Annotated in this window: 12 protein-coding genes and 2 pseudogenes; 7 read left to right on the forward strand and 7 right to left on the reverse strand. The window is 72.9% G+C overall.

What is annotated here, in order from left to right:
• Nucleotides 1–217: 217 nt before the first annotated feature.
• Together ACZ5ON_RS11800 and ACZ5ON_RS11805 are read right to left on the reverse strand one after the other, a co-directional pair.
• A pseudogene (locus ACZ5ON_RS11800) lies at nt 218–343 on the reverse strand (SDR family NAD(P)-dependent oxidoreductase); the annotation flags it as partial.
• A 193-nt stretch (nt 344–536) separates the two neighbouring features.
• Nucleotides 537–1,103 (reverse strand): helix-turn-helix domain-containing protein, encoded by a 567-nt coding sequence (locus tag ACZ5ON_RS11805; protein ID WP_465589362.1) that lies wholly within the window; start codon nt 1,101–1,103, stop codon nt 537–539.
• Nucleotides 1,104–1,183: 80 nt separating this feature from the next.
• On the opposite strand from ACZ5ON_RS11805, the gene ACZ5ON_RS11810 reads away from it, so the two are divergent.
• The 7 genes and pseudogenes from ACZ5ON_RS11810 (at nt 1,184) to ACZ5ON_RS11840 (ending at nt 5,122) form a co-directional block, all read left to right on the forward strand.
• On the forward strand, nt 1,184–1,318 hold the full coding sequence (locus tag ACZ5ON_RS11810) for a hypothetical protein (RefSeq protein ID WP_465589365.1): 135 nt from the start codon (nt 1,184–1,186) through the stop codon (nt 1,316–1,318).
• A 41-nt stretch (nt 1,319–1,359) separates the two neighbouring features.
• Nucleotides 1,360–2,205 carry a class I SAM-dependent methyltransferase gene (locus tag ACZ5ON_RS11815; protein WP_465589368.1) on the forward strand — a complete coding sequence of 282 codons (846 nt, stop codon included), beginning with the start codon at nt 1,360–1,362 and terminating at the stop codon, nt 2,203–2,205.
• A gap of 338 nt (nt 2,206–2,543) precedes the next feature.
• Complete coding sequence (locus ACZ5ON_RS11820; protein WP_465589375.1) at nt 2,544–2,846, forward strand: heavy-metal-associated domain-containing protein; 303 nt, start codon at nt 2,544–2,546, stop codon at nt 2,844–2,846.
• 590 nt (nt 2,847–3,436) lie between these two features.
• Nucleotides 3,437–3,724 carry a metal-sensitive transcriptional regulator gene (locus ACZ5ON_RS11825; protein ID WP_465589378.1) on the forward strand — a complete coding sequence of 96 codons (288 nt, stop codon included), beginning with the start codon at nt 3,437–3,439 and terminating at the stop codon, nt 3,722–3,724.
• Nucleotides 3,725–4,011: 287 nt separating this feature from the next.
• Nucleotides 4,012–4,319: pseudogene (locus ACZ5ON_RS11830) on the forward strand (polysaccharide deacetylase family protein).
• Nucleotides 4,320–4,370: 51 nt separating this feature from the next.
• On the forward strand, nt 4,371–4,694 hold the full coding sequence (locus ACZ5ON_RS11835; RefSeq protein ID WP_465589381.1) for a hypothetical protein: 324 nt from the start codon (nt 4,371–4,373) through the stop codon (nt 4,692–4,694).
• Nucleotides 4,691–5,122 (forward strand): GNAT family N-acetyltransferase, encoded by a 432-nt coding sequence (locus ACZ5ON_RS11840; protein WP_465589384.1) that lies wholly within the window; start codon nt 4,691–4,693, stop codon nt 5,120–5,122. Before ACZ5ON_RS11835 ends, ACZ5ON_RS11840 begins: the two co-directional genes overlap by 4 nt.
• Nucleotides 5,123–5,238: 116 nt before the next feature.
• Here ACZ5ON_RS11840 and ACZ5ON_RS11845 read toward each other — a convergent pair whose 3' ends face one another.
• From ACZ5ON_RS11845 to ACZ5ON_RS11865, 5 genes are all read right to left on the reverse strand, one after another.
• On the reverse strand, nt 5,239–5,598 hold the full coding sequence (locus tag ACZ5ON_RS11845) for an SRPBCC family protein (protein WP_465589387.1): 360 nt from the start codon (nt 5,596–5,598) through the stop codon (nt 5,239–5,241).
• Between the two features lie 46 nt (nt 5,599–5,644).
• Nucleotides 5,645–7,120 carry a hypothetical protein gene (locus tag ACZ5ON_RS11850; protein ID WP_465589390.1) on the reverse strand — a complete coding sequence of 492 codons (1,476 nt, stop codon included), beginning with the start codon at nt 7,118–7,120 and terminating at the stop codon, nt 5,645–5,647.
• Nucleotides 7,121–7,543: 423 nt separating this feature from the next.
• Entirely contained in the window at nt 7,544–8,218 is a 675-nt protein-coding gene (locus ACZ5ON_RS11855) for a response regulator (protein WP_465589393.1), read from the reverse strand.
• Nucleotides 8,215–10,755 (reverse strand): ATP-binding protein, encoded by a 2,541-nt coding sequence (locus ACZ5ON_RS11860; protein ID WP_465589396.1) that lies wholly within the window; start codon nt 10,753–10,755, stop codon nt 8,215–8,217. The genes ACZ5ON_RS11855 and ACZ5ON_RS11860 overlap by 4 nt, the downstream gene beginning before the upstream one ends.
• Nucleotides 10,756–10,913: 158 nt before the next feature.
• Nucleotides 10,914–11,012 (reverse strand): hypothetical protein, encoded by a 99-nt coding sequence (locus tag ACZ5ON_RS11865; RefSeq protein ID WP_465589453.1) that lies wholly within the window; start codon nt 11,010–11,012, stop codon nt 10,914–10,916.
• Between the last annotated feature and the right edge of the window lie 6 nt (nt 11,013–11,018).

The raw sequence follows: 11,018 nt of genomic DNA on the forward strand, positions 1-11,018 counted from the left end.
TGTGGTTATTAACCCGAACGGCCTTGCGCAGCACCGCATCACAAAACCCAAAGGGAGCATTTCTTCATTTGTATGACTGCACATATTCGAATCTCAGTCCGGATCCAACCGTGGCGTACACCCTCCAACGCGCGGACCCGCTGCACCGATCACTGACTCGGGTCCGGCTCCGCGGCCGAGACTGGCGGACGCCCCCGGGTCCTCTCGTGGCACCGGCTGGCGGGTAGAGCGCCATCACCCGGACGCCGGACGGGCCCAGGCGCCGGGAGAGGATGTCGGCGAAGCCCGCCTGCGGCTCTCGGGCGGCGTAGAAGGCGTCGTGCGCGGTGACCCGGCGGCGTCCAAGCCGCACACGGAGACCATGACTGCTGATCCGCTGGCAGGGGGAGCACGCCGCAGGGCGGCCTGCCGCCCGGACGGCTGGCCGAGGCATTCCAGGTCGTCCGACTGGGGCAGGGCCTGTCCAGCGGATCTCTCCGGGCGCGCGACGGCTGCGCACCGGCGCCGAGCACGGAGGAACTCCCCCTGCCTGACACCTACTTCGCGCGCGGCTTCGCGCGGACGTGCATCCGCTCGCCCTGCGGCCCGAACAGGCTGAGGATCTCCACCGGCCCTTCCCCCGTACTGCCGAACCAGTGCGGCAGCCGGGTGTCGAACTCGGCGGCCTCCCCCGGCTTGAGCACGATGTCGTGCTCGGCGAGCACCAGCCGCAGTCTCCCGCTGAGCACGTACAGCCACTCGTAGCCCTCGTGCGTCCGGGGCCCCGGCTTGCTTCGGCTGGTGCCGACGACCATCTTGAACGCCTGCGGTCCGCCGGGCTGCCGGGTCAGCGGGATCACCGTCGAGTCGCCGCGCTCCACCGGCTTCAGCCGCACCCGCGGGTCGCCGACCGGCGGCGCGCCGACCAGCTCGTCCAGCGGGACCTGGTAGGCCTGCGCGATCGGCAGCAGCAGCTCCAGGCTTGGTCTGCGCTGCCCCGACTCCAGCCGGGAGAGCGTACTGACCGAGATCCCGGTGGTCTCGGACAGCGTGGCGAGCGTGCACCCGCGCTGTTGGCGGATGCTCCTGAGCCTGGGCCCGGCGGCGACGAGCACGTCTTCCATCCCCCTATTGCAGAAATGGCAACAAGGTTTGTCAACTGGGAGCGCCCGGGCCCATGGTCGACAGCAGGAGGTGTCCAACCATGCACGTGGAACTGGCCGTCAGCGGCGGCATCGGCAGACCGGATGCCGCGCCGCTACCGTCCCGGGCCCGCCGTCGGACCGCGGCCGCCGGGGCGGCGGCCGTGCGCGCGTTGGACCCGGACCCGATCGACTGAGAACTGGCCGGCGCGCTGCCGGACGAACTGCTGGAGCTGGTGTGACGAACGACTTCGACTGGGCCGCGATGGCCGATTTGCTGGAGCTGGAGGGTGAGGCGCACAGCCCCTATGTGCGCCAGGCCTTCGAGGAGTTGCGGCAGCTGAGCGACTTCAGTCCGCGCCGGATCCTGGACGTGGGCAGTGGTCCGGGTGTCGCGGCCTGCTGCCTGGCCGCCCTCTTCCCGCAGGCCGAGGTCACGGCGGTGGACGGGACGCCGGAGCTGCTGGCCCGCGCTGCGGAGCGGGCCGGGCGACTGGGCGTCCGACTGCGCGCCAGAGTGGCCGAATTCCCCTCGGACCTGGGCGAGTTGGGCCCAGCCGACCTGGTGTGGTCGGGCCAGGTGGTGCACCATGTCGGCGACCAGCAGGACGCGCTCGGCCAGCTGGCTGGCCTGCTGCGCCCGGGCGGCGTGCTGGCCATCGTCGAGGGCGGTCTGCCGACCCGCTGGCTGCCGCGCGACCTGGGCTTCGGACGTCCCGGGCTGCAGGAGCGGCTGGACGTCGCGACGGCCGACCGGTTCGCCCGGATGCGGGCCGGCCTGCCCGGCTCGGTCGCGGTGGTCGAGGACTGGCCCGGCATGCTGCAGGCCGCCCGGCTCACCGGGGTGCGCAGCCGCACCTTCCTGGTGGACCACCCCGCGCCGCTCGCCGAGGGTCCGCGGCGGTCGGTGCGGCGACTGCTGGAACGGCAGCGCGCGACGCTGGACGGGGCCCTGGACAGCGAGGACCTGGCGGTGCTGGACCGACTGCTCGACCCGGCCGACCCGGCGGGTGTCGACCGGCGGTCCGACCTGTTCCTGCTGACCGCGAAGACCGTGCACTTCGGCCGCCGGCCCCGCACTTGAGCAACGGCTTCTCCCGGGCGACCCGCCCGGGAGAAGCCGCCCCCGAGGGTCCCGCGCCGCCAGGCCAGCTCGGCCCGGCGCGCGTGCTGCTGCTCGCACTCGGTGCGCCGCTGCTGCCGCATTTCGTGACCCGCGGGCCGACGCTGGGCTGACCCGCTTCCTTGGAGAGCGCGGTACCGGGCACCGGCCCGGATGGTGCGACAGCGGGACCTCGCGCCGGCGCCCCGGACGCGGGGCGGGCCAGCTATACCCTGGCGGGGTAGGGTATGTTCATCGAGTCGGCGGCCGATCGGACCGCCGGCCCGCCTGACGCGAGAGATCCAGCAAGGGAGCACCCGATGTCCGAGAACCTCCTCACCGAAGACGTCGTCCAGGCCGCAGGTTCCTGCTGCGGCGGCGGCTCGTGCAGCACCGCCCCCGCCGCCGAGGCCGCGGCCGGCATCCGGGCGGTCTACGTCGTCAAGGGCATGACCTGCGGACACTGCGTCAGCTCCGTCACCGCAGAGCTGAAGAAGATCGCGGGCGTCACCGCCGTCGCCGTTGACCTCGCCACCGGCAACGTCACCGTCGACAGCGAGCAGCCGCTGGACCGCGCCGCGGTCGCCGAGGCCATCGACGAGGCCGGGTACGAGCTGGCCTGACCCGCCGGCAACCGACGCCCCCCGGGGGTGGTGCGCCATCGACCCGCGGCGCACCACCCCGGGCCATCCCCGCCGCCGGACCGCGGAGCACCCCGGATCGGAACGTGGACGTGGCACCCGAGCACCGGCCCGCGGCGCCGACGACACCCGCGGCCGCCTCGACACGGCCAAGTGGTCTACTGACGATATGTCAATCTGCTTCTCCAAGCGGCGACATGACGGGAGATGCCGCGAAGCCGGGTCCACCCGCACGGTGGCGACGGCCCCACGGACTGGCGCACCGCCTGGCTGGTGATGGCCACCCTGTCGCTGGCCGCGATCCCCGCCCGCCTGCCGGGCTCGCCCCGGAACGTGTCCACAACCGCCGAACCGGCCCGCCCCGGCACCCGCCCCGGACTATCCAGGCAGCCCCGGCCGGATCCGCTTCCACGGATACCGTCCCCGGGTAAAGTAAGCTGGCCAGTGGCGTGGCACACGCCCGTCAGACGGCCGCCGCGAGTGACACACCGGCAGATCCGGCCGGCATCGCCGATGGAGGCGTCCGCCCGGAGGGGCGGGAGCCGAGCACTTGAGGGAACCGGAGTAGGCCCATGGTCGAGCACAGCTACAGCAACCACAAGGACGACGTCCTCAAGAGACTGCGCCGCATCGAGGGCCAGATCCGCGGCCTCCAGCGGATGGTCGAGCAGGACACCTACTGCATCGACGTCCTCACCCAGGTCTCCGCGAGCACCCGCGCGCTCCAGTCCTTCGCGCTGCAGATGCTGGAGGAGCACCTCGCGCACTGTGTGAGCAACGCGGTCAGCGCCGGCGGCGACGAGGCCGCGCTCAAGCTCAAGGAAGCCAACGCCGCGATCGCCCGCCTGGTCCGCTCCTGACCTCCGCACCGGAACCCGCCGCGGCCTGAACCCGAACCGACTCGGCGGGGCCGGTCTGCCGCCCGCGCTTCCCGTTCCGCGGCGGGATCAGCGGACGAAGGCCCCCGGGATTCGGCGGTCCGCTCCACGGGGCCGGACGCCGTCCGCTTCGGCGCACCCCGGCCGATCGATCCCGTGGCCAAGGCCCTGGCCGTCTCCGGCGCGCTGGCGGCCGGTTTCCTGGCGGTCGCCCATGCCGCTCCCGCACTCAGCGCCCTCAACGCCGTACGCCCTTGCCCCAGCCCGAGTTGTGCGGGTACGGGGACGCCGACCATGTCGCCCTGACCTTCGACGACGGGCCCGACCCGGCCTCGACGCCCCACTTCCTGACGGAGTTGGACAGGGCGGGCGTCCGGGCGACCTTCTTCCTGCTCGGCCCGATGCTGGTCCGCGATCCGGGCCTCGGCCGTGAACTGGTCGCGGCGGCCACGAGATCGCCGTGCACGGCTACCAGCACCGCTGCCTGCTCGCCCGCACTCCGGGCGCCGTCCGCGACGACATCGCCCGGGCCCGCGACGTGATCGCTGATCTGACGGACACTCAACCATGCTGGTAATGAACGCCGTACGGCGTCCTGACCGCCGGAGCCCTGGCCGCCGCCCGGGAGTTGGGGCTGACCCCCGTCCTGTGGAGCGCCTGGGGCCGCGACTGGACCGCCACCGCCACCCCGGACTCGGTCCACCTCACGGTCACCCGCAGGCTGGCCGGCGGCGGCACCGTCCTCCTCCACGACACCGACTGCACCGCCGCTCCTGGTTCCTGGCGCGCCACCCTCGGCGCCCCCGCCTCGTCGACACCTGCCGCGCCCGGGGGCTGCGCCTGGGCCCGCTGCGCGAGCACCGCGCCGCAGCCGTCCCCGTGGCGTGACCGCTCCGGCCGGCCGAAGTCACGGACACGGTCCGGCTCCCGGTGCTACCGTCCGGATTCATGATCACTCACAGGGAGGACGGCTACCGGGTCGACACCGACCCGGACCGCCTCGACAGGGACCTGGTCCACCACTGGCTGTCGACCGACGCGTTCTGGGCCCTCGGCCGCTCCCGCGAGACGGTGGAGCAGTCCATCCGGGCCTCGGTCAACTTCGGTGTCTACGCGGCCGACGGGTCGCAGGTCGGCTACGCCCGGGTGGTCACCGACCTGGCCACCTTCGCCTGGCTCTGCGACGTCTACATCGACCGCGACCACCGGGGCCTGGGCCTCGGCACCCGGCTGGCGGCCGCCGTCCGCGACCACCTCGCACCCTACGCGCTCAAGCGGGTCATGCTGTCGACAGTCGACGCCCACGACGTCTACGCCAGGGTCGGCTTCGTCCCGTTCCCCGACCCGGAGAAGCTGATGATCATGAGCTTCGCACCCTGAGGTCCGCCCTGTGTCGGGCCCGCGGACTGGCGGGCCGCCGCCCCGCGCCGGGTAACCGACCGACGGGTTCGCACGGGCGGCCAGGGCGTGCGGCGGGGTGCCCACGGACCGGCGCCTCAGGCGGAGGGCTCGTCCAGCACGGCGGCGAGCCGGCCCAGCACCTTCGGCCAGCCCGCACCCATGCCGTGGAAGGCGGTCCTGCCCAGCGGGGAGTCGCGGTCGAATCCGGCGTGCTCCAGGAAGAGGCGGGTGCCGGTGCCCTCGGGTTCGAGGCGCCAGGTGATCGTGGTGTCGAGGGTGGACGACGCGAAGGCGTACCTGAGCAACCGCTCGGGCTCGACCGCCAGTACCTCGCAGGGCTGCTCTCCCCACGGCCCCATGTCCAGGCTGAAGCCGTGGCCGACGACCGGCCGTACGTCCCCAGCAGCCCACCAACGGGCGTGCAGCTCGGGGGTGGTGAGGGCCTTCCACACCACGGCGGGCGGCTGGGAGAGGAACGCAGGCCGACGGCCCGGACCGCGCTCAGCGGTATTCGCGCAACCGGGGCCCGACGGCGAGCACGGTCAGTGCCAGGGCGGCGGCCAGCAGCACCCCGCCGCCGACGGCGATGCCGGCGCCGAGGTCGCGGTCGGTGGCGGCCACGGCGCCCTCGAAGGACTTCTGGTTGATCGCGATGACCCCGTCCAGCGAGCCAGAGAGCAGGCCGAAGTCGGCGTTGGACTGACCGGGCGCGGTGCCGGTGTCATAGGTGACCGCTTCCTTCAGCCGCCCCTGGGCGGACAGTTGGCGGATCTCCTGGTCGTCCCGCTGGTACTGGCGGTAGTCGGTCAGCACCTTCTCCGCCGCCTCCCCCTCGCCGGGGAAGGTGATGTTGCGCAGCTCGACGCCGAGGAAGCCGTCGAAGGACACGGCGCCGTGCAGGTCGGCCCGGTGGGAGTCGACCGCCTGGGCCAGCCGGAGGTCGTACTCGGCGAGGGTTGAGCCGCCGACGCGGGCCATGGACTGGCTCTTGTCGCGGTAGCTCTGCTCGTACGCGGCGGCGCGGGTCGGGTCGGTGAGGTAGCGGCTCTCGTCGGCGTTCATGTCGTAGGCGACGGCGCGGGCGCGGCTGAGCGCGATCACCGAGTCGTACGCGTCGCCCTTGGCGACCACCAGGTTCCGGTCGGCGGTGCCCGCGAGCGTGTAGCCGGCGGCGACGGCCGCGACGGTGAGCAGGGTGACGACGGCCAGGGCCGGATTGAGGGTCCGGCGGAACCGGACGGCGAGCGTGCGCTGCAGCAGGACCAGGGCGGCGACGGCCACCAGTCCGGCCGCGAGCAGCCACCGGCGTCCGGCCGCGAGGTCGGCGCGCCGGCTGGTGTAGACGCGGTCGACGGTGGTGGCGTTGTCCGAGCTCACCCGGTCCGCGGCGGGCAGGAGTTGCTGCCGCAGCAGGTCGGTGGCCTGGCGGTAGGCGGCGAGCGCGTCGGGCGAGGGGCGGCCGGCCGGGGCGTGGGCCTGCTCCTCCAGCAGCTGGGCTCGGGCGACCAGGCTCTCGTACTGGCCGAGGTCGTCGATGACGGTGTGGACGGCCTGCTCGCCGGCGGGGTCCCCGGCGGCGGCCTCGGTGGCGCGCTGGAGGTCCGAGTCGGCCTGGACGCGCCGCTGCTCGTAGGTCTGCTGGGTCTCGGTGCGCAGCTTGGCGTAGTCGGGGTCGGCGCCGGCCAGCAGCAGGTTGGCGGCCTGGGCGTCCATGTCGGCGAGCGCGAAGTAGAGGTCGGCGGCGCGGACGGCCTGCGGGGCCTTGTCGTGGCCGATGGTGTCGGTGCCGGTACGAGCTCCGTCGAGGACGGTGGCGGTGCTGGCGCCCGCGGCGATCAGGGTGGCGAGGCAGAGTGCGGTGAGCGCCCGGACCAGCCGTGGGGTGGTCCAGGAACTCGGCTTCCGAGCAGCGGACTTGAGCGCTTCGATCAGCCCGGTCTGGCCTCGCGGGACCGACCGCGGCGGTGAGGTTTGCACGGCCGGTCCCGGAGGTGCTCCGTCCCCTTCGGCTGAGGTGCGTGGGACGCGCGGTGCGGGTATCGGACCGGCTTGACCGTCGTCCGCCGCCCCCGGCGGACTGGTCTTCCCGGCCGGCTTGACCGGTCTGCCCGATACACCCGCTGCCATCGCCGCGCGTCCCTCCCCCATCACCTGGCCGCCGACAATCGAACGGTGAAGCTCATCACCGGCGGTGGTCGCGGCCTGTCTCTCCCCCGAGGAACAGCCGCGTCCGTACCGCTGACGCTACGGCGTGCGGAGCCCATACTCGCGCTCCCTGACGCGCCCTTGGCGCCTACGGGACCGATCTTGACACCTTGTTAACGGGCGGCCGGCCCGGGACGCGGAGCGCCGTGCGACGGCCGTGCGCCCTGGCCCCGCGTGCCTTGGGCCGGCGACCCGTCAGGGCTCGAAGCGGTAGCCGATGCCCGGTTCGGTGATCAGGTGACGGGGGCGGGTGGGGTTGGGTTCCAGCTTGCGGCGCAGGCCGGCGAGGTAGACGCGCAGGTAGTTGCCGTGGTCCTCGGCCTGCGGGCCCCAGACCTCGCGCAGGATCTGGCGGCCGGGCACCAGCCGGCCCGGGGCGGCGAGCAGCAGGGCAAGGATCTTCCATTCGGTCGGGGTGAGCCGGACCGGTCCGTCCGGGCCGGTCACGGTGCCCGCGGGTATGTCGACGACGTGCCTGCCGACGGTGATCGTGCTCGGGGCGTCCTCGCTGCCGGGCCGGCGCAGCACCGCGCGCAGCCGGGCGAACAGTTCGTCCATGACGAACGGTTTCGTCAGGTAGTCGTCGGCGCCCGCGTCGAGGGCACCCACCTTGTCGGTGGTGGTGCTCCGTCCGGACAGCACGATGATCGGCACCGCGCTCCAGGCGCGCAGGCCGCGGATGATGTCCATGCCGTCCAGGTCGGGCAGGCCGAGGTCGAGCAGGACCGCGTCGGGGGCCAGGCGTCCGGCGGATTCCAGCGCCTGGGCGCCGGTCGCGGCGGTGAGCACGGTGTAGTCGCGGGCGTGCAGGTTGATCCGCAGTGCGCGTAGCAGCTGGGGTTCGTCGTCCACGACCAGGATGTGGTTCAAGGCTGGGGTTCTCCCGTTCCGGCGGCGGGCAGGGTGAGCAGCATGGTGGTACCGCCACCGGGGGTGTCCTCGACCTCCAGGGTTCCGCCCATGGCCTCGGCGAGTCCGCGGGAGAGCGCGAGGCCCAGGCCCACGCCGGTGGTGTTGTCGGTGTCGCCGAGGCGCTGGAAGGGCAGGAAGACCCGGTCGCGGTCCTCGGGCGCGATGCCCGGGCCGCGGTCGACGACCCGGATCTCCACCCGGTCCTGGTGGGCGGAGGCGGCGACCAGGACGGGCGCGCCGGGGGCGTTGTGGCGCAGCGCGTTGGTGATCACGTTGGCCAGGACCCGCTCCAGCAGCGGCGGATCGGCCAGGACGGGCGGCGTGGTGTCCAGATCGAGCGGCTGGACGGGGGCGTCCGGGTCGGAGAGGGAGTCCAGTGCTCGGGGCAGGACCTCCTCCAGGTGGGTGGGCGCCAGGTGGAGGGTGAGCGCGCCGGCCTGGAGCCGGCTCATGTCGAGCAGGTTGTCCACCAGGCGGGTGAGCTTGACCAGGGATGCGTCCGCCATGCTGAGGAGTTCGGCCTCGTCCTCCGGGGAGAACTCGACGTCGGGGCTGCGCAGCGAGCCGATCGAGGCGAGTGCGGCGGCGAGCGGGGTACGGAGGTCGTGGCTCACCGCGGCGAGCAGGGCGGTGCGCATCCGGTCGGCGGCCTTGATCGGTTCGACCTCGGCTGCGACGGTGGCCAGCCGGTCGCGTTCCAAGGCGGCGGCGACATGGGCGGCGAAGGCGGTGAGCACCCGCTGGTCGGCGGCCGGGAGCCGGCGGCCGGTCAGTATCATCACGGCGTCCTTGCCGACCGCGATCTCGGTGATCGCGGAACTCTCGGCCGGGCCCGTCTCCGTCTCGGCGTCGCTTCGGGCCAGCACCGCGCCGCCGGCCCGGTCGAGCAGCGCCACCGAGTCCATCCCGAAGGCCGTCCTGGACTTCTCCAGCAGCGCGGGCACCGCGTCGGCGCCGCGCAGCACGCTGCCGGCCAGGGTGGACAGGGTCTCCGCCTCTGCGGTGGCGCGGGCCGCCCGTGAGGTGAGTCTGGAGGCGTGGTCGACCACGGTGGAGACGGTGAGTGCGACGGCCGCGAAGACCAGCAGCGCGATGACGTTGTTGGTCTCGCCGATGGTGATGCTGTGGACGGGCGGGATGAAGAAGTAGTTGAGCAGCAGCGAGGCGACCAGCGAGGCGACCAGGGCGGAGACCGCGCCGCCGAGCAACGCGACCGCCACGACGCCGAGTTGGAAGATGAGCGCGGTGGTGGTGAGGTTCACCTGGCTGTGGAACTGGGAGAGCACGGCGGTCAGCAGGCTGGGCACCGCCAGGCCCGAGGCGAAGCCGGCGACGGTGCGCCGCCTGGAGTGGCGCCGGCCGAGCGAGGGCAACCGGCCGCGTCCGGTGAACTCGTGGGTGACCATGTGGACGTCGATGTCCTCGGAGGCGTCCACGGTGGTCTCGCCGATCCCGGGGCCGGTGAGGAAGCGGTTGATCCGGCCGCGGCGGCTGGTGCCGAGGACCAGCTGGGTGGCGTCCCGGCCACGGGCGAAGGCGAGCAGCGCGGTGGGGATGTCGTCGCCGACCACCACGTGGTAGCTGCCGCCGAGGGTCTCCACCAGCTGTCTCTGCTGGGCGAGTTCCCCGGATGAGGCACCGGCCAGGCCGTCGCTCCTGGTGACGTGCACGGCGAGCAGCTCGCCGCCGGCGGTGCGGTCGGCGATCCGGGCGGCGCGGCGGATCAGGGTCTCGCCCTCGGGTCCGCCGGTGAGGGCGACCACGACGCGTTCCCGGGTCTCCCAGACCCGGTCGATGTTGTGGCTGGCCCGGTAGTCGCGCAGGCCCTCGTCCACCCGTCCGGCGACCCAGAGCAGGGCGAGCTCGCGCAGCGCGGTCAGGTTGCCGACCCGGAAGTAGTTGGAGAGCGCGGCGTCCACCTTCTCCGCCCTGTAGACGTTGCCGTGCGCCATCCGGCGGCGCAGCGCCTGCGGGGCCATGTCGACCAGTTCGATCTGGTCGGCGCGGCGGACCACCTCGTCGGGGACGGTCTCCCGCTGCGGGATGCCGGTGATCTTCTGGACCACGTCGTTGAGCGATTCCAGGTGCTGGATGTTGACGGTGGTGATGACGTCGATGCCGGCGTTCAGCAGGTCGTCGATGTCCTGCCAGCGTTTGGCGTTGCGCCCGCCGGGGATGTTGGTGTGGGCGAGCTCGTCCACCAGGACCAGGGACGGCCGGCGCGCGAGTACCGCTTCCAGGTCCATCTCCTGGAACTCGGTCTCCCGGTAGGTGCGGCTCAGTCGCGGGATGAGCTCCAGCCCGTCCAGCATGTTCTCGGTGTGCCGGCGCCCGTGGCACTCGATGTACCCGACCGCCACGTCCGCCCCGCGGTCCCGCCGTCTGCGCGCCTCGTCCAGCATCCGGTACGTCTTGCCGACACCGGGTGCCGAGCCGAGGTACACCCTCAACTGCCCACGGCGGACAGGAGTGCCGGGGTTGAGGTCACGGGACATGGGCACTGCTCTTTCCATGCGGAGGGTGTGCCCGCCTCCGGAGGGGGCCGGGCACACAAGCGGATAGCACACGAGCGGGTACACGGGCGACCGACCCGGGTGCGGGGCGTGGCCCCCGTACCCGGGTCGGTCGGTTCACCGAGTTGTGGGTGACATTGTCACTTCTCTTCGCCGAGTGCCTTGTTGAGCAGGACGACGTTGACGCCGCTCTGGCCGAGGAACCCGAGGGGACGGCCGTCGGTGTACTCGTCGATCAGGTGGTT

It is taken from the genome of Kitasatospora sp. NPDC032150 (genome assembly GCF_055579945.1).

What these genes read in the sequence shown, in the direction of transcription:
- ACZ5ON_RS11820 (WP_465589375.1), top strand. Translation starts at nt 2,544, where the DNA reads ATGTCCGAGAACCTCCTCACCGAAGACGTCGTCCAGGCCGCAGGTTCC.
- ACZ5ON_RS11860 (WP_465589396.1), bottom strand. Translation starts at nt 10,755, where the DNA reads ATGTCCCGTGACCTCAACCCCGGCACTCCTGTCCGCCGTGGGCAGTTG.
- ACZ5ON_RS11825 (WP_465589378.1), top strand. Translation starts at nt 3,437, where the DNA reads ATGGTCGAGCACAGCTACAGCAACCACAAGGACGACGTCCTCAAGAGA.
- ACZ5ON_RS11810 (WP_465589365.1), top strand. Translation starts at nt 1,184, where the DNA reads ATGCACGTGGAACTGGCCGTCAGCGGCGGCATCGGCAGACCGGATGCC.
- ACZ5ON_RS11805 (WP_465589362.1), bottom strand. Translation starts at nt 1,103, where the DNA reads ATGGAAGACGTGCTCGTCGCCGCCGGGCCCAGGCTCAGGAGCATCCGC.
- ACZ5ON_RS11840 (WP_465589384.1), top strand. Translation starts at nt 4,691, where the DNA reads ATGATCACTCACAGGGAGGACGGCTACCGGGTCGACACCGACCCGGAC.